The sequence below is a fragment of the uncultured Duncaniella sp. genome (genome assembly GCF_910578445.1).
Lineage (GTDB): Bacteria > Bacteroidota > Bacteroidia > Bacteroidales > Muribaculaceae > Duncaniella.
The window spans coordinates 17,099-41,098 of the sequence record NZ_CAJTQC010000018.1 but is presented as its reverse complement, the minus strand read 5'-3'; the positions used below and the strand labels follow the sequence as shown (position 1 = coordinate 41,098).

14 protein-coding genes are annotated in these 24,000 nt (G+C 46.4%); 6 read left to right on the top strand and 8 right to left on the bottom strand.

Annotation, left to right across the window (positions count from 1 at the left end):
* Positions 1 to 30 precede the first annotated feature (30 nt).
* Both QZ311_RS08380 and QZ311_RS08375 read right to left on the bottom strand, forming a co-directional pair.
* Positions 31 to 2,121 carry a hypothetical protein gene (locus tag QZ311_RS08380; RefSeq protein ID WP_297066655.1) on the bottom strand — a complete coding sequence of 697 codons (2,091 nt, stop codon included), beginning with the start codon at positions 2,119 to 2,121 and terminating at the stop codon, positions 31 to 33.
* A gap of 52 nt (positions 2,122 to 2,173) precedes the next feature.
* Complete coding sequence (locus tag QZ311_RS08375) at positions 2,174 to 3,901, bottom strand: alpha-L-rhamnosidase C-terminal domain-containing protein (protein WP_297066654.1); 1,728 nt, start codon at positions 3,899 to 3,901, stop codon at positions 2,174 to 2,176.
* Positions 3,902 to 4,203: 302 nt separating this feature from the next.
* Here QZ311_RS08375 and QZ311_RS08370 point away from each other — a divergent pair, with 302 nt between their 5' ends.
* Together QZ311_RS08370 and QZ311_RS08365 are read left to right on the top strand one after the other, a co-directional pair.
* On the top strand, positions 4,204 to 8,310 hold the full coding sequence (locus tag QZ311_RS08370) for a two-component regulator propeller domain-containing protein (RefSeq protein ID WP_297066652.1): 4,107 nt from the start codon (positions 4,204 to 4,206) through the stop codon (positions 8,308 to 8,310).
* Between the two features lie 197 nt (positions 8,311 to 8,507).
* Positions 8,508 to 9,989, top strand: a complete 1,482-nt coding sequence (locus QZ311_RS08365; protein WP_297066650.1) for a rhamnulokinase — start codon at positions 8,508 to 8,510, stop codon at positions 9,987 to 9,989.
* 215 nt (positions 9,990 to 10,204) lie between these two features.
* On the opposite strand, the gene QZ311_RS08360 is transcribed toward QZ311_RS08365, so the two are convergent.
* The 4 genes from QZ311_RS08360 to QZ311_RS08345 all read right to left on the bottom strand — a co-directional run bounded on the left by QZ311_RS08360 (position 10,205) and on the right by QZ311_RS08345 (position 16,187).
* Positions 10,205 to 11,590: a sialate O-acetylesterase gene (locus QZ311_RS08360; RefSeq protein ID WP_297066648.1), complete on the bottom strand. Its 1,386-nt coding sequence runs from the start codon at positions 11,588 to 11,590 to the stop codon at positions 10,205 to 10,207.
* Positions 11,591 to 11,680: 90 nt separating this feature from the next.
* Positions 11,681 to 12,574 carry an MBL fold metallo-hydrolase gene (locus QZ311_RS08355; protein ID WP_297066647.1) on the bottom strand — a complete coding sequence of 298 codons (894 nt, stop codon included), beginning with the start codon at positions 12,572 to 12,574 and terminating at the stop codon, positions 11,681 to 11,683.
* 28 nt (positions 12,575 to 12,602) lie between these two features.
* On the bottom strand, positions 12,603 to 13,403 hold the full coding sequence (locus tag QZ311_RS08350; RefSeq protein ID WP_297066646.1) for an alpha/beta hydrolase: 801 nt from the start codon (positions 13,401 to 13,403) through the stop codon (positions 12,603 to 12,605).
* A gap of 42 nt (positions 13,404 to 13,445) precedes the next feature.
* Entirely contained in the window at positions 13,446 to 16,187 is a 2,742-nt protein-coding gene (locus QZ311_RS08345) for a glycosyl hydrolase family 28-related protein (protein WP_297066645.1), read from the bottom strand.
* 362 nt (positions 16,188 to 16,549) lie between these two features.
* On the opposite strand from QZ311_RS08345, the gene QZ311_RS08340 reads away from it, so the two are divergent.
* Positions 16,550 to 19,708 carry a glycosyl hydrolase gene (locus tag QZ311_RS08340; RefSeq protein WP_297066641.1) on the top strand — a complete coding sequence of 1,053 codons (3,159 nt, stop codon included), beginning with the start codon at positions 16,550 to 16,552 and terminating at the stop codon, positions 19,706 to 19,708.
* Between the two features lie 187 nt (positions 19,709 to 19,895).
* Here the strand turns inward: QZ311_RS08340 and QZ311_RS08335 are convergent, their stop codons facing one another.
* The gene (locus tag QZ311_RS08335; RefSeq protein WP_297066638.1) at positions 19,896 to 20,663 is read right to left on the bottom strand and encodes a DUF6198 family protein; all 768 of its coding nucleotides are present in this window, start codon (positions 20,661 to 20,663) and stop codon (positions 19,896 to 19,898) included.
* Between the two features lie 144 nt (positions 20,664 to 20,807).
* Positions 20,808 to 21,380 (bottom strand): phosphoribosylglycinamide formyltransferase, encoded by a 573-nt coding sequence (purN, locus tag QZ311_RS08330; RefSeq protein ID WP_297066636.1) that lies wholly within the window; start codon positions 21,378 to 21,380, stop codon positions 20,808 to 20,810.
* Between the two features lie 159 nt (positions 21,381 to 21,539).
* Here purN and QZ311_RS08325 point away from each other — a divergent pair, with 159 nt between their 5' ends.
* From QZ311_RS08325 to QZ311_RS08315, 3 genes are all read left to right on the top strand, one after another.
* On the top strand, positions 21,540 to 21,971 hold the full coding sequence (locus QZ311_RS08325; RefSeq protein WP_297066633.1) for a SufE family protein: 432 nt from the start codon (positions 21,540 to 21,542) through the stop codon (positions 21,969 to 21,971).
* A 13-nt stretch (positions 21,972 to 21,984) separates the two neighbouring features.
* On the top strand, positions 21,985 to 22,773 hold the full coding sequence (gene trmB / locus QZ311_RS08320) for a tRNA (guanosine(46)-N7)-methyltransferase TrmB (protein WP_297066630.1): 789 nt from the start codon (positions 21,985 to 21,987) through the stop codon (positions 22,771 to 22,773).
* Positions 22,774 to 22,837: 64 nt separating this feature from the next.
* On the top strand, positions 22,838 to 23,935 hold the full coding sequence (locus QZ311_RS08315) for an Mrp/NBP35 family ATP-binding protein (protein WP_297066627.1): 1,098 nt from the start codon (positions 22,838 to 22,840) through the stop codon (positions 23,933 to 23,935).
* The last annotated feature ends 65 nt before the right edge of the window (positions 23,936 to 24,000 follow it).

Below are 24,000 nucleotides of genomic sequence, written 5' to 3'. Positions count from 1 at the left end.
ATAAAATGCTAAAATATCTCCTAAGGCGTCTCACCTCACAACCACCTTGACAGACTTTCCAAGTGAGGTTACAATATAGAGCCCCGCACTTGGAAGTGTAACCGTCTGTGTTCCTGACCCTGAAGCCATTACAGACCCGAGTACATTTGTGACCGTGAAGTTTCCGGCACATTCAACATTCAGTCTGTTTCCGACAATCGGAGTGACACGGAGATTATTTTTCGTTTCATCCACACTATCTATCTTGGTCGAAGAATAATTCCAGCGGAAATTATAGCAGAAACGGCGATTGGGAGCGGTGTCACCGTTTAGACAAAGTGAGATAGGGTCATCAATATCGGTCGGATTATCAGCCCATTTAAAATAGAAATTGCCCTTCTCGGAGTCCATCAGACCTAAGGCTGCCATCGGAATCTCAACTACAAGCCGATTGCCATCCGTACGGAACTCAGCCAAAGAGGTTCTCACCCATTGCGAGGAAGCAGTGTCCCATCTCATCACATACGTCAGACTGTCTGACTCAAATTCCTTATTGATAAGGAAATCGAACCCATGCCAACCAGTTTTGAAATCACAATCTGTGTTTATGAACAGCAACATCCAGTTTGCATCAGTATAAGGAGTGAGAGCAGAAGCAGTCTCCACATAAAAAGACACCTTTCCGCCATTCACATTGACCTTGGAAATCAATATATCATTACGGCCTGAAGCATTCTGATATTTATTACCACCATAGCCTGTATAATCGCGGTGGGCAACGTCGCACGGAGTGTCATAGAATGTCTCCACGACCCCGTCCCAGATTGATAAATCCGAATTGATGTCGAGAGCTGTGGCACGGGTAGCAATCGGAGCTTCGCGAACACCCTTATAACGACGGATACCGTCGACCATCTGCATGTAATAATTGTCAGTACCCCCACCCTTCATCGGCTGAATCGTGCGGTTGAACTCGGCATTATACTGATCAACAAAATGATAGTTGCTCTGACGGCCCATGAAATTCACACCCCCGGCAGCAGGAAACTGCCCGGCGATCCATTCATTCCAATCATTGATATAGATAAAATCGGGGTCGACACTTAGCGCTTCATCCCAACGTTCCTTGAAATAAAATCCATAATATTCGGGATGGTCGATCCACTTTTTATTGAAAAACTTTTTCTTCGGAAGATCATACTCATTGAGCGCAGGCTCGCCGGCAGCGAGTGTCCATGATTTCCCGACCATGGTAGAGGCATGCTGCGCAGGTGTGACGGCCATCTGTTCATAACGCCCGTCATGAAGCGATGCCCGTTCGGCCGGAGCAAGATTCTTCACATGCGGGTCATGCATGTCGTAGCCAAAACTCCAATGGTCCTCTGTCCCGACATAGCGTTTGCCGTTCGTGCTATAGTAGCCCCACCACATATGACGTAGCGTAAAAAAATCGCGCATTTCCTGTGGATATTGGGCCTCTTCATTGTAGAGCAGCAGAGGCTTGCCATCCCAATAGAACCACAAATCCTTGTAGCGCTCGCCGAGATAATAATATTCATAAATATCATACAGACGCTTAGCCACTTCATTATTATAGCCCCAGAAACACACCTTCGGGACGATATTTCCCTCCTTTTTCATAGCTGTCATGACAGAAAGCAGAGCATTCCATTCATCGACATAGCAGACTCCGTTAGTGCAGTCAAGAATCAGGACATCAACTCCTGCATCCGTGAGCATGGAAATATCTTTTCTTATCACATAGGGATCACAGCTTGTGAAATATCCAAGCTCAGGTTCTCCCCAATGGTAAGCAAATTCATGAGGCCACAATCTATGGTTATAATCCAGACGTGCGGCCGGGTCTTCTTGAAGAATCTTTGTCACGTCAGAAGCATATGGCGACTTGAAATTCGTATGAAACCAATCGTAATGCCATGACACATAGAATATCCCGACCGTACGATTCTTATCAGTCCGAAGCGGATGGTCATCCGCCGTGGGCATAACGCGGTCGATTCCGTCAATTGCCACCCATGTATCAGGATAGAGGTCTATGACATCGCTGTCAGCCGAAAGAGTCAGTGGCAACGACAAGACCACAGCCGCGACGGCCCTATATAATAGTTCCCTGTAATTCATGATCAGATATTGCTTTTAAGGATTGAGGTGTGCAGGAAGGAGACTCCTACATCTATCTGGAAACTTTCACTCCCTTCGGGGCCTTGACATTTACTACTGTTTTACCTGACGAATCCTTGCGTGCTTCTACAGACACCGGACCGTAAGGAGTCGGCACAGTTCCGCTGGCATATGAAAGATAGCCGAGATTCGGTTTGACTTGGATGGTTCTGCAACCGGGCTCAAGCGGTTTGACACCAAGCACATAGCGTTGCAGCCAAGGAGTCGGGCCGGCCCCCCAGCCATGACACAGGCTCAGACGTAAGCCGACGTAGCAATAAGCACCGCCCTCACTATGGATATCATATTTTCCGGAGGGAACAATCTCATCGATTCTTGCCGCATTCTTTGTGTCTGGATAATTGAGATCTTCCCAGAAAGTAGTTGCGCCAAGGTCAATCATAGCCCCCCAATAATCACTTATCATTTCCATCGCTTTTTCAACATAGCCGTTTTCAGCAAGTGCCTCGACGGCATAATAGCCATAAAACGGTGAAAATGAGTTTATACCGTTATCAAGGAGCGTCCGACAGTCGGCATCCGGATTTTTAGACATCCCCGACAGCACACTAAGGCTGAGAGCCTGACTCGCATCAGTCCGTTTGATTTCGAATTTCTCCATGCGGGCGAGCGTCTCAGCAGCCACTGCATCCATCTCCTTATCGTCAAGCCATCCGGCAATCTGGCGGGCGGCCTTAAGGGTCATATATGTAAGCGACTGCAAACCGTCGTGGATAACGTCGAGCTTCTCCGATGTAGGCCAGTCAAGAAAACGCACGCCTGTCATTTTTTCCTCTCCGCTGACATCCACACACTCGTCAAGCTGGCGGACAAGGTCTAATATATAGTCACGGTTCTCTTTCAGGTAAGCCATGTCGCCGTGATGGAGATAATAGTCCCTGTGTATGAGAAGCCACCACATCGAGTAGGAGCTGAACCCATTCATCCACCCGGGCAGCGGAGTATCTGCCTTAGCAAAATCAAGCGTACGACGCACCACATCATGCTTCCCCCACACATTATTGACAGCCATCACTTCAGGATGGAGGTCTCCAAGCCAGACGAGCCTGTCGCGCTTTATACCGTCCCAGAGATAATCCTGCATATTGAGTTTTACTGTATATGCACCTGTCTCCCAAATTTTATTCAAGCGCTCGTCACTGCAATTGAACGAACCCACCTCCGGATCATCAATCATCACGCTTATGGCCTGCACATTGCGCAGCAGATAATCGACATCCTGATCGATAAGGTCAATCCGGGCGAAACGGAAACCGCTGTTACCATGCTCAAGAGAACCGAGCCACGGAACATGAATCTCAAAATCGCGCATTGCATGCTCATTAGTGGCATTATGTGGATTATGGTACGGAGCGACATCGCTCATGGCTTCAGAAACCGACTCTCCCAGACGCACTCTCAGACGTAGCGGACGCGACGACGCACGCATACCCGACGAAATCTTGATAGCCCCATGTAGCTCCTTCCCGAAATCAACAAGAATGGCAGCCTGATGATTGCCGCTACTGCGCATCACAGTGCAACTATTATCAGCGACAGATACCTGTCCCTTGAAATCTTTCATCAGTATTTCGGGATTCTTTATGTACTCACCGGTCGTATCCGACATCCATACAATGCGCGTCGGCTGCACTGATGTGCGCTTGATTTCACCGGTGGCTGTGTTAGGCAGTAGAGCTGCGCCCAAAAGAGCGAGTAAACATAGTTTCTTAATATTCATGGAGAAAATTTATAATGTGATTGCTCGGTTTGAGATATAGACGATTTTACTGATAATTTTCTTGGTGATGTCCGTATGCAAAGTTAGCAACTCACCATCCTTTACCGTTGTCGGGCATTGGTCATTTTTCTGCGTATTCGCACACAAGCAATTAACATATGTTCCAAATTTTGTCAAACTTGTTTAAATGCTAAAAAAGCTTTGTCAAAATTATCGATGTCACCATATGGGTACACTTCCTTTCAACTTTAATCAAAATAAATATATATCTTTGCAATTATCATGAAAACAGCAAACCTCAGTTGAAGACATCTACTACAATCCTAATTTTACTCCTGTGCATTATCGGGAGTTTTGATTTAGAGGCCTATACACCCGCAAGGCGACCTGAACTGTCAAACCTCTGCGTGCGTGCCATCGGCCAAGATTCCTATGGTTATATCTGGATTGCCACAGCCAACGGTCTGTGCAAGAGCTATGGTGATGAGTACGACATTTTTTTTGGCGACAAGGACGATTATCAGACAGTTCCGTCAAGTTCTGTAATAGACCTGTTCAATGACAGTGACGGATGGCTCATGGTAGCCACAAACACCGGTGTCTGCGCGCTCGAAAAAGGGACAAAGACATTCCGCCGTTTTAAACTTGAAAATGGCTCTACGCACGATTTTGTCAGCTACGGGTTTATCGAATATGCCGGACGGCTTCTATGTTATGGAGCGGGAGGACTATATGAACTTGACAAGGCCTCCGGACGCATTGACCTGCGCGTAAGAATTGACGGAGAGTCTGTCAAAACGGCAGTCAAAGGTCCGGATAATCAACTATGGATTTCCAACGAGACATGTATGATGGGGATTGATTCAACACTCAAACCGACCATCAAACTTGAATTCGATCCAAACAACCACGTAAGAACACTCGCTTGTACGGACAACGGACTTCTGCTCGGCACACCCAACGGAGTGTTGAAATTCAACACGACCACCCGTAGCACGTCGCCTACCTCAATCGGCGATGATACGGAAATCAACCGTATACTTACTATTGAAGACGGCATACAGCTGATAGCCACCGGCAACCGGGGTGTGCTGGTCTACAATCCTGCAACCGATTCCGTCAGTCACAAATACAACAACATCGATTTCAGCGAACTCCAAACCGACGAGATTACCAACCTGTTCTATGACAGGGATAAAAACGTGTGGGTGTCGACATTCGACAGAGGGGAAGTACTTATGGCCGACCGTCCAAGCATCTTCAACATCAACCGCAAACTCATCAAATCATTCCGCGACGAATTTGTGACAAGAGCCACACCTGACAATAATGGAAATCTGTGGGTCGGGACTCGCTACAACGGCATAGCCTTCTATGACAGCAAAACCAAGACAAAACAATATTTCAACAGTCATACATCCACAGCGCTCAACTCGTTTTCTCATGATTTTGTTCAGGAAATGGCTTTGGACTCCAACGGGCGTCTATGGATCGGCTACAACAACAGTCTTATCGTTTGCAGACCAACTATATCCGCTTCAGGCCACAGAAGTCTTGAAATGTTGAAGAAATTCCCGTTTTTTGTCAATGCCGTCAGCATGGCCATGGACAGCGCCGGACAGATGTGGGTCGGAACAGACAATAGCGGACTTTTCATCATTGACCAAAACCTCAATATAGTCAAGAAGATTACAACGCCACTCATTCAATCCAATAACATTACGAAAATCATTCCATACGACGATGAACATGTATTGATTTCGGCCTATACCGATAATCTTTACCTCATCGACATAAACAGCATGACTGTCAGTATTGTCGAAAGTTCCGACGGCAAAGCTATCGACTCTGCCATAGACCTGATGCTTGACCGCGACAAGAAACTATGGATAGGCACATATCACAACGGTTTGCTACATTTTGATTTCGCGACCCGTGAAATCACATCATGTCTCGGCAATCATAAATTCGACATTGTCGGACTCTCCCAAGACCTCCACGGAGATATATGGGCCAGCAGCAGCTATGGCATTTACCGATTCAATTCCGATGGAAAGATAATCAACTCATATCTGAAATCGGAAGGCCTCGGAGGAAATCAGTTTCATGAAAAATGTGTCGCGTCAATGCCCGGAGGTAAGATTCTGTTCGGTGGCAATGCAGGACTTGAAGAAATAGCACCGTTGACCGACTTAAAAAAATCGCCCGCCCCAATTTCGGTAGTTACTCGTGGCTTGTGGCAGCTCCCCGACTACAGACCAATCCTAAGAGGCGAAGATGAAAACCGTGCCGAATCATCAGTCGAGCAAATCTCCATCAGCCACAAAGACAACTCTATCAATATCGAGTATTTCGCTGTATGCTACGACAGTCCGGGCAACATCGAATATGCCTACATGCTTAAAGGACGCGATAAGGATTTTATCAACAACGACCACTATACACGTGTATCATATTCCGACCTTTCGTCGGGCGACTATGAATTCTATGTCAAAGCTCGTTTCAAAGGTGGAGAGTGGCAAGAACCGGTCAGACTGCTGAACATAACGGTCACCCAGAATCCGTGGTTATCTACCCCGGCCATACTCCTATATCTGTTATTTGCTCTAAGCATCATTTTTACAATCAACCGCAGCTATCTTCGTTTCAAACTCATAAAGCAAAAATATCTGCTTTCCGAAGAGCGCATTAAACAAGAGAAACGGACAACAGCAAACCGCATCAACTTCTTTACCAATATCTCCCATGAACTCCGCACTCCTCTCACACTGATATGCGGACCGGCCAAATATCTCCGTGCCAACCATAAATCAATGACCGACGACCAAATCAAGGAATCAATCGATTTCATCGACAGCAATGTCGAGAGACTGATGACGCTTATAAATCAGCTTCTAAGTTTCCGTCGTGTCAACAATGAAACGCTCCCTCTGCAAGTTGCCAAAAACAATCTGGCTCTACAACTTGAATCGTTGGCGAAACTCTACACATTCTATGCTACAGAAAACCGCGTGACCATACTGTTTGAACGGCAGACCACCGACGATGATACGATGCTGACATACGATAGTGATAAGATTGAGAAAATCATCAGCAATCTTATCATTAACGCCGTGAAGTATTCGACGGATAACGGAACCGTCACACTGAGGCTTGACCTTATAAAACATCCTGACGGATTTGACAACGATAATGACTTCACATACGCACAAATTTCAGTGATCGACAATGGTTGTGGCATCCAAGAAGAGGACATACCCAAAATCTTCCAGCCATTCAAACGGTTGCTTGGTATCGACAGCACAAAAAAGACTGAAGGATTCGGGATAGGACTCCATTTTGTGTCACATCTTGTAAAAGAACATAAAGGCATCATCAGGACTAATAAAAATTCTAACGGAGGCATGACATTCACAGTCATATTTCCTGTATGTGACGAAGCATTCTCTCCTTCCGAATTCCAGACAACATCTCCTGATATTCAGGTCGATAAAAAACCGGTGTCGTTCACACCGACAATAAATGATGAGGATAATGCCGAAAAAGAACAATTCAACGAGGCTAATCCGGATACAAACACCGATACTGACGACTCGGATGAAATTAAGCCTAAAATACTGATTATTGACGACAATAGCTCGCTGAATACATTCATATCAACCATATTCAGCCCCAACTTCACTGTCATTCAGGCGTTTGACGGTCAGGATGGGCTTCTGAAAGCAACTCAGGAATGTCCTGACATCATAATAAGCGATGTGCTGATGCCGGGTGAAACCGATGGATTCGAACTATGCCGGAAAATTAAAGAAGATAGTTCCACTTGCCACATACCTGTCATCCTCCTTACCGCAAAGATTCTCGACGAACATAAAATTCAAGGATACAATTGCGGAGCTGATGCCTATTTATGCAAACCGTTCAGTCCGGATGTTCTTATAGCCAGAGTCAATAATCTCTATAACAGACGCTCGCAGCGGGCAACCATGATTCTTGCCTCGGCCGGCATAAGCGAAGCCGGAGTAAATAAGGATAATCAGGATGAATTATCTCCTTTAGATAAAAAATTCCTTGAAAAACTTTATGCCTATATTGACAACAGCCTTGACAACTGCGATCTAAATGTCAACATGTTAGGCCGGGAGTTAGGATTCTCAAGGACAAATTTCTATCGCAAAGTAAAAGCGCTTACAGGCATTTCACCAAACGATCTGTTGCGCGTCTATCGGCTCAACCGCGCGGCAGAACTTCTACTTACACGCGAATATACCGTAGGCGAGGTCGGCGAGCGCACCGGATTTGGCAATCAAAGTCATTTCTCATCCCTGTTCAAGAAACATTTCGGCGTTTCACCGCGTGCTTATGTTACAAATCACTTCTCGCAATGCACCGTGGCCATTGACCAATAGAAACGCCACCTTGATATTAACCTCCACCATAACTCCGAAAATCAGACAGTCTTTCAAATATACACTCTAATTGTTGCAACTTGATTGCTGACAGGATAGGTGAAACAAAATGCACAATAATTGAAACGTAACAGGAATCCACAATCCTGTTACCGATATTACTTTTGTGACATCCCTCATCAATCCTATAAACCATCATGAAGCACCAATTTCTTGCGGTAGACCTCGGAGCTACCAGCGGACGCACAATACTCGGTACTGTAACTGACAACAATGTCTCCATTGACGAACTTACGCGATTCAGTCACAATATAGTCCACATGGGGAAACATCAGTACTGGGATTTACCTCATTTATACAATGAAATTGAAAAAGCGTTACGCCTGCTTGCATCCGAAAATATAATCCCGACATCAGTCGGTATCGACACATGGGGTGTCGATATCGTATGTTTCGGTCAGGACGGTCAGCCTCTCGCAAATCCTATCAGTTACAGGGACAACCATACCATCGATGAACCGGCACGCTTCTTTAAGGAATCCATGGCAAGTGAGCAGGTGTATGACCTTACAGGAATACAGGTGATGAACTTCAATACCTTGTTCCAGCTTTCAGCCATGAAACGCAACTGCAATTCATCGCTTAACGCTGCGAAACGCATAATGTTTCTGCCGGATGCCCTGAGCTATCTATTGTGTGGAATCGAAGTTACGGAATATACAATCGCATCAACCTCACAGCTCCTGAATCCGGTAAGCCGCACTATCGAACCAGAATTGCTGAAAGCACTCGGCCTTAGTGCAGACCTCTTCCCTCCACTCATCATGCCGGCCACTGTAATCGGCCGACTTACACCAGATGTCAGCCGGCGCACAGGAATGCCGCAGATACCGATCATCTCTGTCGCCGGACATGACACAGCCTCGGCCATCGCAGCCATACCGACACCTGACGAGAATTTTGCCTATCTCAGCAGTGGGACATGGAGTCTGATGGGTATCGAAGTAAAGAAACCCATCATCAATGACGACAGCTGCGTCGCAAACTTCACAAACGAAGGTGGCGTCGAGACTACGACCCGTTTCCTGAAAAACATCTGTGGAATGTGGCTTCTTGAATCATGTCGGAATGAATGGAAGAAAGAAGCGAAACCTACCGATTTCGATACACTGTTTACGTTATCCGACAAGGTGACAGATCCTATGCGCTCACTCATCTTCCCTGACGCACAGGAATTCGCCAATCCGACATCAATGGTCAATGCGATAAGAGAATATTGCCGGAGGACATTGCAACCTGTTCCGGACACACAGGGAGAGATAACATGCTGCATACTTGTAAGCCTCGCCCTTCGTTACCGTCAGGTAATGGAAATGCTTCAAAGCTTCGCTCCGTTTCCAATCAACCGACTTCACATAATCGGCGGAGGGTCACAGAACGACCGTCTTAACCAGATGACCGCAGATGTGTTACAGATGCCGATAATAGCCGGCCCTGTAGAAGCCACGGCATTAGGCAACATTATGCTTCAGGCCAAAGCTGCAGGAGTTGTAAGCTCCCTTGGCCAGATGCGTGAAATCATCGGAAGCTCTGTAGCCCTCAAAAAATTTATTCCTTCTCCCACCCGAAAAGCTCTCTGGGAGTCGGCCTACAAACGTTTCGTTGAACTTCCTAAGTAAAATAGAAAATAAAATTCATAGAGTAGAAAATTAGATTCATTAGGGTTTGATAAAGCCTATATAGACAGTCCAGATCCAAGGACGAATTTTAAGTCTTTCAGATGAGTTGCTAAGCAGGCTATTGCCGGAGATGATGGGAATCACCTCCGGCAATCTTACTATATAATGAAAGGGTCATTAAATGACCCTTTCATTATTAAAAAACCGTTCATTGACTAATCCTTAAAATCGTCTGTTCGGAAAGGCACGGCTGGCATGCCGAAAGAATTTTTAAGATTACCAATACTAAAATTCTTGAAACAATAGCGCACATGCTTTATTTCCGCACTTATCTCAGGGCATGTAACAATCACTTCTGGTGTATTCCAGTCGACCACGGCTTTCGCTTTATGGAATTTTCCGTCACTACCGGCTGCTTCAAAACCTTCGACATTTCCGACGTTTGGTGTTAGCCCATAGTCCGCATTGTCAAACCGTATGCGCACAGAGCCGTCATCGCAATTAGTCATTGAACGATATTCGGGACTACGCCATGGCATACCTCGTAATCCGTACTGCCGTTCAGCGACTTGCCACGCCATGCGCTCACCTATCTCTCGTTTACGTGTGCCATGTATGACATCCACCTCATGTGGATATACAAGATCATTCGTACATGTTATGCCACAGTTAGGTATGACTTTAACTGCCATATTCTGCTGTTCCCTGACGAGCGCAGCAAAGACTGCCTCGGGATTTCCCCATCCAAAACCCGGATTTTCAGTCTGATAGAATGGAAGATTATTATCAGTGTCACCCCAGTCAATCCGCCATCTGGCAACCATCTCTGAAAGCAATTCGCAATATCTGTCAGGATTGCTCACATTCGATTCGCCCTGATTCCATAGGAAACCTTTTATGGTATATCCGATTAAAGGATATATCATCGAAGTGTATTTAGTGCTGTATCTATAGGCCGGGAGGCGGTCCTTCTCAGCTTTCATAGCCTCGAAATCATAACCATAACGCTCAAGTATGTCCCTTGGCAGCCAACCTTCAATCTGTGTGCCGCCATATGAAACACAGAGTATCCCTATGGGGACATCAATCAAATCATTAAGTTCCCGTGCGAAATAGAAACCTTGGGCACTGAAATAAGGAGTGTTCTCAGGGGTTGCAACCTTCCACTCCCCTCCGATACGTTCTTGAGGTTCATATTTATCACCCCTTACTATGTATGCCATGCGCACACGGTCACGCAAGCGTCCGGATCGGGCAATATCACTTGCAGCCCCTTCAATCGGCTGAGAGTTAAACCCGATCATAGGCATCTCCATATTGGACTGACCTGCCGCCAGCCAGACCTCTCCTATCAGAATATCGCTTACAACGATAGTCTCATCACCCTCGGAGAAGGTTATGGTATGTGGTTGGTAGGAGGCTGCCGGTGTAGGAATCCGCACAGTCCATCTACCATCACTGTCGGCCTTTACGCTTGATTTATCGCCACTCCACGACGGTGTGATAGTGACAATCGCTTCCGGAGAAGCCCATCCCCACAGTTTAACATCAGCCAATTGCTGAAGCACGGCATGATTGCCTAACTGTTCGGGCAGTTCCAATGCAGACAAACAGTTCCAATGTGCTCATCAGAGCTGTCAATATGGCTATTTTTCTCAAATTTAATCTCATAATCTTAAGATTTTTGCGGACTACTCCAGTTTAAACAGACCTTCCAGACAAGAAACATGATGCTCTTTTATTCCAATCTCATCCATCCATTGACGAGTCTGCATCGTTTCAAGATTACCTGTATTATACCCTCCTCCTTGGTCGTTGGTCCAAATCCAATAGGCCGTAGGCCATAGACAGGCACGGAAATCTATTGACTTATAGAAGTTCTCCGTACAACCATGTTGTCCATGATGAGCAACTTGCAGATAATCACACGACAATTCGTCGCGATATGGCCCATTTAATAATTTCTCGCCAGATTCTGCACCTGTATCAGCAAGAAAAAGAATTGATTTTCTATCATCCCATACCTTCATTACCATAGATGAGTTATTGAATGGATTAGTTTGTAGCTCCTCATTGACAACTCCGAGTATTTTAAAATTAAACCCATCTATCTCACCGACATATCCGGCTTCCCGGAAATCCGTAACCGGAATAGAGACCGTATCAAGCACGGCATAGAAATCTTTAGCATATTCACTGTAGGGATTTTCGAGTTCAATCAGTTCGGGAGAATACCTCGAATGATAGATATGATTGATTTTCATCCCTTGCCGGTCCTTGAGAATCTGCCACAGCACTCCCATATGGTCATCGTGAGGATGGGATATGAACCATGCCTCCACCTCATTTCCAAGAGCGGCTATAAATCCACGGAGGTAGAGCTGTTCTGTCGGCCACCCTCCATCAAATACAATAACCTTTCCACCGGCTGTCCTAAATACATAGGAATTGCCGATATTCCCTACCTGCATTGGTAATTGCCACATTGTGAAACCCGAATGTTTTTTATCCTTTTTCGGTTTAGCCGAAATCACAGTGCCGATTCCAATAATCAGAATCATAGCAAACAAAATTCTTTTTAACATGGTTGGTTTTATTTTGTGTCGTTAAAATTCAGAATGTACGCAACCACGCAGAAAGATCGTCAAGCATTTCCGTGTGATGCTGAAATGATTGCAGACATCCCCAGCCGTGTTCACCTGACGGATAAACATGGAGCGTGGCAGGGACACCTGCTTCCTTCAATGCTATATAGTAAGAAGCTGCATTATAGGCCGAATTGACGCCACTGTCATCATCCGATGTAAGAATTATAGCCCGTGGTGTATCGGCTGTACATTGCTTTTCGTTTGAATACATTTCTATAAGCTCCGGGGTAGCTGAGTCTCCAAAAAAACTTTTATGGGTAAGCTCGTGACCACGTGCCGGGTTCATCGAGATTACAGGATAAAACAGAATCTGAAAATCAGGCCGAACATCCGATGATGAAAAATGAGTTGCTATGGTCGATGCCAGATGTCCCCCTGCCGAAGACCCCATTATACCGACCGACATCGGATTTATCCCCCACACTTCCGCACTGTCGCGCACAAGTCTAATGGCTGCTTCCGCATCCCCTATAGGTCTGGAACGGTCACCGGCAGGAAGAGTATATTGCAGGACAATGAGAGCAATCCCTTGCTTATTGAAAAAAGGCGCCCAGTCCCAGCCCTCATGACCGATTGCATGGCCAAGATATGAACCTCCCGGACAGGCCACGACGGCGCGTCCTGTATTCAGCTCATCTTTAGGCAGAAAGACTTTCATCACAGGTTCTTTAACATCGAATATAGCTTTGGTAGGTGACCATTGCGCCGCCATGGCCAAGGATGTTGTCAATGCAATGACTGATAGGATAATGCGAATTGTTTTCACGTCTGAATAATTATTTCTATGTTGGTTATATCTGATGGTTCATTAACGAATCTTATCTACCGAAATGTGGTTTACCGCAGCACCACGCCCCTTGATTCCAACTATGACCGTCATAGGAACTGGAAGTAAGAAGCGACCATTATCATCGATTGCTACTGCTTTTCCATACATATCAGTCACATCAGGGATTATTTTACCTTTACCGTGCCACACAATCTGATAAAGTCCAGCAGGAAGATGAACACCCTGATAAATCAACCCGTCGATGATTTTTATTTCTCCTTCAACAGAATCGTCCAGCTTCCCGACATAGGACCAATAAGCAAGCCTGTCAGTAAAATCACAGTTCCTTATGTCACTGCCACCTGTCAGTCCGCAGTCAGTCAGAAAAGTGGATGGTTTGACACCGTTAAGCTCAACAGGCGAAAGATATTCATTATCAAATATGCGTAAATTCTTCACAGGCGCATAATCATCAGCTTCTGTATTGTCGAACGGTTTGCCATCAAACGGATTATCAGGCCATGTCCCTATCGAATGACCGCCCCTCAACACACAATCACGCACCTCTATATCATCTATCTCGTTAAAATCCTGACGCGGATTGGTCGATCCCCATGGTATAAGAGCCAACGCTTTGCCTGCGCCTCCTCTTGAAGAGTCAATGTAACTGCCATAGACCTCTATGTGTCTTACGGACGAATCAATCGAATCGACCCTCTCTCGCCATTCTCCTCCGCGTGGATCCATATAGCTGCTGCACAACACTATACCGTCATCGTTTGATTCGAACACACATCTTGCGACCCGGACATTTGTCACAGCATTGCCGAAGCTTAAACCGTCACCGCTAAGACAGGAAACATCATACATTTTCAGGTTTCCGATAAATACACTGTCAGCCCTGTAGAATATGGTATGATAGTTACTGCATCTTACAATATCTATGTCACAGATTTCAACATGCCTGACGTTACACACCGCGATGGGAACGATATGTATGCGGTCACTGCATGTCCGCGCATAGTGAAGCCATGCAGGATTCTCGCTATAAGTATCATCCATACGGATTTTACCTCCTCCCGTAATCTTGACCCTCTCTGTATCTTTAGCCAAGATAAGGGGACGGTTAGTATACATACAATGAGTCCATGGCACACCGGGTATCACATTGTCGTGTCCGTATTCCGGAGGATACTCCACATAGTGAGCATAGCGTGGCGACTGACGCAAAACCGCCCCTCGTTCGATTACGAGTTCCACATTCCTGCGCAGTTCAAGATTTGTCGCTATATACTGCCTCTCAAACTTTCTATCCGGCCAACAACTAAGCACCACCCTTCCGCCTCCTTTTGAAGATGCCATATCAATAGCCCGCTGAATTGCCGCATTGTCATTTGTGATTCCGTCGCCCTTCGCACCAAAATCATCCGCATAATAATCCAATCCGGATATAGAAAATTCATAGGGATTATCAATGAAGTCTCTCCAGTTTTCGATAAAAAAAGGTTTGACTATAGCCAAAACCATCCCATCATTCAAACGTAAGGCAGCTTTAAATCTGCTGCTGAGATGTGACATTCTGCCATCCAGACGGGAGTTTGGTATATCTGAGATTTCAAACTCACTTCCCACATTACACTCCCCGAGCAGTTCAAGACTGTCAAACGGCAGTTCAGATTTCCAGAACGGAGCATGACGCACTTCGATTGTAGCCCCATCCACAACATAGCAACTGTCAATGCACCCCTTAACCGTCACAAAGTCACCGGTCACTTTACATGAGCTTATCATACCGGCATCAGGATATATCACATCTTCCCGCTCAAAGGAAATTCGGTCGATATCAAGCTCCCCTCTGCCACCGACAGGCTCAATACGAATTCTTTCAAGCCGTCCCTTAGCGCCGGGGTTATCAGAAAGATTAAACCTGACAAGCTGTAAGCCGGAATGGCCCGATAGCGCTACAGTCTTGAAACTCTCCTTACAATTGGCATCTGTAGTGAAATAAAGACGCAGACTGTCGGCACTGCTACGGTTTTCAAGAGCAATCATAACCGTATTTCTAAGTTCCAACAGCGGGCTATACATATTGTTACGACTGCCACCGGTCGCCAACTCAATAGCATCACCCTCTTTAAAATCAATAGACACAACACCATCTGCACGGCTTATGCCGGGATTGCCTATTCTCTTTAATGCCATTTCCGAGCCCGGAATTTCAAAATCAAGATCAAGCGGTTTTCCGACAGCCAATCCATCAACCAGATATCGAACACCTGACCAAGGCTGACGACTGTCATTTTTTACTGATATTTCGACTGACGCAACATCATTCAAAAAGGGACATGAATGCATATCGAACATCACGCTCTGCCATAAAGTAGGGATAATATCGGCCTCACCGCTGAACGATTCTCCATCCGATGACTTAAGGGTAAGGCGCGTACGAAAACCACGACCGGGCCCCTCCGAAACTAATATGCCGTATTCCAGCATCGAAGTTTCACTCAAGTCAAGCGGACGGGTGAAATTTTTATAAATCGTTCGCCAGCAATCCGCACTGACTCCATCCGGGAACGTCACTTCAAGGCAACTCTTCCCCTCATAATATGATTGAAGTGAATTGTCAAGTCTGAGGACACACCCGGCATCACGCGATAAAAAACCTTCGACAGAATCCTCCCATGAAGCCAAGACACTACGCTCAACCAGCGAACACCGGTTAGATACATTTACCCCTACAGGAAGTGAGCTGCCGGTGATAAGACAACTGTTGCTCACTTCCAGAATAAATAACAGGACAATGTATAAAAAACATTTTCTCATAGCGTTTGTTTCATGTCAGGCTGATGATAAATAACCATATGCAAATATAAAGAAATCCACCACCAAAAGACTTCTCCGATTGTGTCAAAAATATTGGCTCGTGTTGTCTACCAGCCACACCTGAACCCGTATTGCACATATCCGACAAAAATTGGCACAGAGAGCAAACGCCGACGAACCACATATTAACTATCTTTGCCATACTTAGAGGCTGTTTAAAAAAGCTCACAACTTTTAAGCATGTCACACTTTACAATAATCAGACATACTTTTAAATAAAATAAGTCAATCAAACCTCATCACATTTTCAAATCACCATGCGGTTAAACAATCTGATTCTCTCAATTGCGCTGTCAGCGACCAGTTGCATCATACAGACTGCTTGTACCCAAAAGCCTTCGTCTGCATCAATCGCCACGATTGAAAAGGGCTTCATGACCCCACCCGATTCTATCCGTATTGCAGCTTACTGGTACTGGCTCAATGACAACCTATCGCCAGAAGGGGTCATCAAAGACCTGCAGGCCATGAAGAAGGCAGGGATAACACGTGCGCAAATAGGCATGATCGGGATTGACGGCCTTCCAAACGGCGAAGCGACTTACAACAGTGAACTCTGGTGGAAGACTCTTCATCAAGCATTGAAGACTGCCGGTGAACTTGACATTGAAATTGGCATATTCAACTGTCCGGGCTGGAGTCAGTCAGGAGGCCCGTGGATCACACCTGAACAATCAATGAGGCACATTGTATCAGCCGACACAATAGTCGAAGGCCCCGGAATGATGAACATAACGCTACCGGCCATCGAGAATGCCTGTCAGGACGAGGCTGTTATAGCTTATCCGGTATTTGATTCCGAAGCTTTCTCCAGAACATGGACTCTACGAAAAACCGAAGGCAAGCCACTGGTGGCCTCAATGAAACTCGACAAACCTGAGACATTACGCAGTCTGGTCGTTGAAGTCGACAAGCCTATACGCACAGAAGCTGTGCTTAAAGCCAGAATAAACGGAAATCTGGAAGAGTTGAGACGTTTTGATATCGACCGGTTCAATGACCAGAACATAGTGGGATTCAATCCTTACGCCCCAATCGTCATATCCATACCTGAAACCCAAACAGACGAAGTGGTACTCGAAGTGGGAAACAACGAAGCCATCGAAATGGCTGTAACGCTCTCAGAAAGTCCCAAAATCGAACGGACGGCTGAAAAACAGCTCGCAAAAATGTGTCAGGAACCATTGCCTATGTGGGACTACTACATGTGGCCTGAACAACCCGTCTATACAACATCAAATTGGACTATAGACCCGGAAAAAGTTGTCGTTCTGACTTCATTTATGGACAATGGCAAACTGAAATGGGACGTTCCTGAGGGACGTTGGGTGATTTCACGTATCGCAATGGCGACCACAGGTGTTACGAATTCCCCTGCAACCCCGGCTGCCACAGGCCTTGAAGTCGATAAAATGAGCAAAAAACACCTCCAAAGCCATTTCGACGCATATATCGGAGAAATCTTACGCCGAATTCCACCCGAAGACCGCAAGACATTCCGTATAGTTGTCGAAGACAGTTATGAAACAGGAGGACAGAACTGGACCGACGGGCTGATTGAAAAATTTACGGAACAATATGGCTACTCACCTGTGCCGTATCTTCCGGTGCTCAAAGGCATCCCGGTCGGTGACAACGAATTGTCAGACCGTTTCCTGTGGGACTTGCGCAGACTCGTAGCCGACCTCATCGCATCAGAATATGTCGGTGGACTGAAAGAAATTTCAAACAAACACGGACTTACCACATGGCTGGAGAATTACGGACATTGGGGATTCCCAAGCGAGTTTCTGCTTTATGGCGGCCAAAGCGATGAAATAGCCGGTGAATACTGGAGCGAAGGCACATTAGGCGACATCGAGAACCGCGCGGCATCATCATGCGGACATATATATGGTAAAAATAAAATATGGTCAGAGTCGTGTACGGCAGCCGGAAATCCATTCGGCCGTTACCCGAATGTCATGAAACAGCGCGTCGACCGATTCTTTACCGAAGGAATCAATGCCTCTCTGCTCCATCTTTTCATCCATCAGATGGAAACACCTGAAGAGCCCGGTATAGCAGCATGGTTCGGAAATGAATTCAACCGCAAAAATACGTGGTTTGAACAACTCGATGTCTTCACCGACTATCTTCGTCGCTGCAACTATCTCCTCCAGCAAGGTCGCTACGTGGCCGATGTTGCCTACTTCATCGGTGAAGACGCACCTAAAATGACAGGACAATGCAATCCGCCGCTTCCTGACGGTTACTCGTTTGACTATATCAACGCAGACATCCTTAAGAATCATGCCAAGGTCAAGGACGGTCGACTGATTCTTGACAGCGGGATGGAATATAGGGTTCTGGTGCTGCCTTCGCAGGATACGATGCGCCCTGAAATGCTTGAATGTATCGAACGTTTCGTAAAGGACGGCTTGACAGTAGTCGGCCCGTCTCCGGTCCGCTCACCAAGTCTTGCAAACTATCCTGATGCTGACAAGACAGTGGCCGACATTGCAAAACGCATGTGGATACCCGGCAAGAAAGTCAACCAATACATGAAGGGAAAAGTCTGGGATGAGACAACTGTGCTGTCGGAAGTTTTCTCCGATTTGGATATCCAACCGGATTTCACAGTAGAGAACGGAGAACCGACTCCTCTTTTCATACATCGCACCCTTGATGATGCCGAAATATATTTCGTCGCAAACCCGACCGAAGACAAAATATCCTTGAATCCTACATTTCGCGTAGATGACAGGTTTGTTCCCCAATTATGGGATGCGACCAATGGCACAATCCGTACGCTTCCGCAGTTCAACTCTGTGAATTCCGGAAAAGGTATCACCATCCCGTTGGAACTTGAACCGCTTGAAAGTGCATTTATCGTATTCCGGGACGATGCAGTCGCACCCGCGACATACACGACTAATTATCCCCAACCGGATATCATAGCAGATCTGACAAATTCAACATGGACTATAAATTTTGATGCTAAGCGTCAAGGACCGGCACAACCCGTCGTGACAGACTCTATGATCGACTGGAGCACCCACCCGGATAAGGCTATTGCCAACTATTCCGGAAAAGCAGTCTACACCACCGAGTTTAATCTCCCGCAAATCCCCGACGGACAAACCTACTTGGACCTTGGTAAAGTCATGGTCATGGCAAAAGCAAAAATAAACGGAAAATACGCCGGAGGAATGTGGACACATCCTTATCGTGTCAATATAACAGAATTTCTGACCAAAGGAAACAACACGATTGAAATCGAAGTTGTCAACACTTGGCGCAACAGACTGATTGGTGATGCAGCACTTCCACCCTCATCAAGAGCGACTTGGACAAACTTCGATATGGTCCGCTCTGATGAGCCTCTTCAATCATCAGGTTTATTAGGGCCGGTACGGATAATGACTTATAACTAACCCTGTATCCTACAGACTTAACAGAAGTCTACAGACCTTTTCTACAGACCCAAAAACCTGACATAAAACACTTTTTTCCATTATATCCTCGAAAACCATAATAATGTATGACACACGATTCCCACGGCTTTGCCTTCATTGGTTAAGCCGTGGGAATTATTCTTATGGAGAATTATCAGGGATTGATTTAGTTAAACCGTCTGTAGATATATTTCGCAAGGCCATATACATAACGCCTGAAGCCGGGACGGCAGTGCATAAGACGGTCAAACCATTCCATATGCGGGTCAAGAAATCTGACTGTAGCGCCGACAAAAATCATGGCAATCAATGTCCCTATCCCGACCACATGCCATTGCCATTGTCCGAAATAGACATAGCCCAACGCCACAGCTATCACAACAAGACTTATATCAACCAAGATTTTGGCCTTTGCAAACGGAATACCGCTCGCCTTTGTCACAGCAACCGTTATACCCTCGCCCGGCATGGTCACTGAGCCACACCGTATTTCCAAAGATATCCCTACAGCCAACACAAGACATCCCATCAACTGCATGACAGTCTGCCATATCAGACCGTCACCAGTAAAAACAGATGTCAGCCACATGTTTATATCCAATAAAAATCCGAATACAAAACCGATGACAAGCTGAAAAAGCTGCACGAGATGAAAGCGACGCCGAAGTATCAGTATCTGCATGCCTACAAGGAGAAAATTCATCACATACGTATATTCTCCGATAGTAAGTCCCGGTGCTTTACCCGTGTCTCCGACAAGCGACATCACAAACGGAATAGTGGATATAACACTGCTTCCAAGGTTGGATCTCACACTGAGAGACACACCGAAAGTCATTATAAACAATGATAGCAGTAATAGAAGATGCTGCCAGAAGAAGGAGATTATCTTGTCTTTGGTGATTGTCGTTTCCGGGTGAACTAATGTAATCATAATAATTCTGTCATTTCACACTGCAAAATTAATCAAAAAACATGAAACGACGTTTAAAACACCTATCACCATTCCGTAAACAACACATATAATATAATACGATTATACAGACCGGCATGACAATCGTAAACAATTCGGGCAATTCTAAAGCCCACAAAAAGTCTCGTCTATCACACGGGCAAAGTGCTCGCGTTCGAGGTCATGCACCTTCTTCTCGACATCATCTGCCGTATCCGACGGCAAAACCGGTGTACGGGCCTGAAAAATTATGCGACCCTCATCACATATTTCGCTGACATAATGGATGGTAATACCAGTCTCATTCTCACCTGAAGCCACAACAGCCTCATGGACATAATGTCCATACATGCCTTTTCCACCGAACTTCGGAAGAAGTGACGGATGAATATTGACAATCCTGTCGCGATAACGCTCAATCAGAAACTCCGGAATCATCAGTAGAAAACCGGCAAGAACAATGATATCAATTCCATGTGAGTCAAGGACTCCAAGCATACGTTGCCGGTCATTTATCTCATCCCTTGACATCACGACCGATTCCACACCGAGACGCCCGGCCCGTTCCAAAACCTTTGCCCCAACCTTATTGCAGACCACAAGAGCCACTTCACCCGAAGATTCTTTTTCCTGAAAATATCTTATTATATTCTCGGCATTCGAGCCATTGCCTGATGCAAATATCGCAATCTTTTTCATATCAGTTACCATTTTCGAGACCGTGAAGATATGAATTTTATTCTAAAGTAAAAAATTATCATCGGATTTGACAGTCTATATATTATTCCGTTGTTATGGAATGACAAGGGAATTTTGTACTTTTGCGAAATAATATGTTTATAAAATTTCACTGACAACATGACTATTGACCAGATACAGAACGACATTGTCGACGAATTTTCAGAAGTCGATGACTGGATGGACCGCTACGCCATGATTATCGACCTCGGCAACAATCTTCCGGAGATAGACGAGAAATACAAAACCCCCGACCATCTCATCGAAGGCTGTCAGAGCCGTGTATGGCTCAACGCCGAGCTCACACCCGAAGGCAAGGTCCACTATACGGCTGATTCCGACGCGATAATCGTCAAAGGTATAATTTCGCTTCTGATTCAGGTACTTGACAACCAGACTCCTGACGACATCCTGAATTCCAATCTCCATTTCATTGATGACATCGGCCTTTCGGAACACCTGTCGCCCACCCGCTCCAACGGTCTGCTCGCCATGGTAAAGCAGATGCGTCTCTATGCTCTTGCTTTTCAGGCAAAACAAAACATGAAGTAGACATAAACGACAGATGGGAAAAAACAAACTGAAAAAATTTGCCGAGATGGAGACACTCGGCTGCGTCTATCAATATCCCCAGTCGGTTCTTGACAATGAGGGCGACTGTCCGCTACGTGGCAACTGGGGTAAGGATGTGTTTGGCAATTCAAATCCTATAGTCCTCGAACTCGGATGCGGAAAAGGCGAATATGCAGTCGGCATGGGCAAACTCTATCCCGACCGCAACTTCATCGGCATCGACATCAAAGGGGCACGTATGTGGACCGGCGCGAAGGAGGTCGACCAACTCGGACTAACCAACGTCGCCTTCCTGCGCACATCAATCCATCTGCTCCCACGGTTTTTCGCCCCGGGCGAGGTCGCCGAAATATGGATTACCTTCCCTGACCCACAGATGAAGAAAGTCAACAAACGGCTCACCGGCACACATTTCCTCGACATCTACCGTCAGGTCCTTGCTCCGGGTGGAGTGATACACCTCAAGACCGACAGCCCCTTCCTCTTCGCATATACAACCGCGATGCTTGACCATAATTCAATCCGTCCGCTCCACGCCACAGCCGACCTCTACAATTCGGAGGCCAACGCTATAGTACCGCCCATACGGACTTACTACGAACAGCAGTGGCTGGGTCGTGGAATCCCGAGCAAATACATCGCGTGGCGACTTCCTGACGCAAGCATAGCGCTTGACGAACCTGAGGTCGACATCGAACCCGACACCTACCGCTCCTTCGGACGTGGAATCCTCCAGTCATCAGCCGATCCGTTTTCGGAAACAAATATTCAGGAGGATTGAACCTTCCGGCGTGAAAATTTGTTAATCCATCAACCCATTCTTTCCCTATAATACCACACCATTCATGCAACTTTATCCAGCGCTTATTACAGATGCTCTTCAGACAGTCCGCTATCCGGGCAACGGCAAAAATCTTGTCGAAGCCGAGATGGTCGAGGACGATATACGCATTGACGGCGACAGTGTGAGCTTCTCACTCATATTCGACAAACCGACCGATCCGTTTATCAAGTCAATGGTGCGTGCAGCCGAAACCGCCATACACACATATATTTCTCCCGAAGTCAAAGTCACGGTGAATGTCGCTACCCGACAGCAACCCGCCCCCCAAAATACGCCTGTACTTCCCGGAGTAAAGAACATCATAGGTGTCTCTTCCGGCAAAGGCGGAGTGGGCAAATCGACCGTCGCCTCCAACCTCGCAGTGTCACTCGCAGCCGAAGGCTACAGAGTGGGCCTTCTCGACGCCGACATTTTCGGACCATCGATGCCCAAAATGTTCGGTATCGAAGACGAGCAGCTATATATCCACGAGGTTGACGGACGCCAGCTCATATTACCCATCGAACGCTATGGCGTGAAACTCCTGTCAATCGGCTTTGTGGTCGACAAGGAAAAGGCCGTCCTTTGGCGCGGCTCAATGGCCTCCAACGCACTGAAGCAACTCATAGTCGATGCCGACTGGGGCGAGCTTGACTACTTTGTCATCGACATGCCTCCGGGCACAAGCGACATCCATCTCACACTCGTACAGACACTTCCCATCACCGGAGTGGTAGTCGTGACCACACCTCAGGAAGTAGCCCTTGCCGATGCCCGCAAAGGCATAGCGATGTTCCGTGAAGAGAAAGTGAATGTTCCTGTCCTCGGAGTAGTCGAGAACATGGCCTATTTCACTCCTGCCGAACATCCCGACGAACGCTACTATATTTTCGGCAAAGAAGGTGGTGTCAGACTCGCAGAAAAACTCGGTGTGCGACTTCTTGCCCAGATTCCACTCGTAGGGTCTATAGCCGACTGTGGAGATTCAGGCAAACCGATAGCTCTGACCGAAGGATTGACCGCACACGCATTCTCCCACTTAGCCCACGAAGTAATCGACGCGGTTGCAGAGCGTAACCGCGAACTTCCTCCAACACATAAGGTTGAGCTGAAGCACTGACACGTGCTTCAGCTCCGCCCCTCTCTCCTGTTTTTTAGAGGCTGTCTCCACCTCCGCCCCATATC

Coding starts and splice junctions, on each gene's coding strand:
- QZ311_RS08380 (WP_297066655.1), bottom strand. CDS start 2,121: ATGAATTACAGGGAACTATTATATAGGGCCGTCGCGGCTGTGGTCTTG.
- QZ311_RS08375 (WP_297066654.1), bottom strand. CDS start 3,901: ATGAATATTAAGAAACTATGTTTACTCGCTCTTTTGGGCGCAGCTCTA.
- QZ311_RS08365 (WP_297066650.1), top strand. CDS start 8,508: ATGAAGCACCAATTTCTTGCGGTAGACCTCGGAGCTACCAGCGGACGC.
- QZ311_RS08355 (WP_297066647.1), bottom strand. CDS start 12,574: ATGTTAAAAAGAATTTTGTTTGCTATGATTCTGATTATTGGAATCGGC.
- QZ311_RS08340 (WP_297066641.1), top strand. CDS start 16,550: ATGCGGTTAAACAATCTGATTCTCTCAATTGCGCTGTCAGCGACCAGT.
- QZ311_RS08335 (WP_297066638.1), bottom strand. CDS start 20,663: ATGATTACATTAGTTCACCCGGAAACGACAATCACCAAAGACAAGATA.
- purN (WP_297066636.1), bottom strand. CDS start 21,380: ATGAAAAAGATTGCGATATTTGCATCAGGCAATGGCTCGAATGCCGAG.
- QZ311_RS08325 (WP_297066633.1), top strand. CDS start 21,540: ATGACTATTGACCAGATACAGAACGACATTGTCGACGAATTTTCAGAA.
- trmB (WP_297066630.1), top strand. CDS start 21,985: ATGGGAAAAAACAAACTGAAAAAATTTGCCGAGATGGAGACACTCGGC.
- QZ311_RS08315 (WP_297066627.1), top strand. CDS start 22,838: ATGCAACTTTATCCAGCGCTTATTACAGATGCTCTTCAGACAGTCCGC.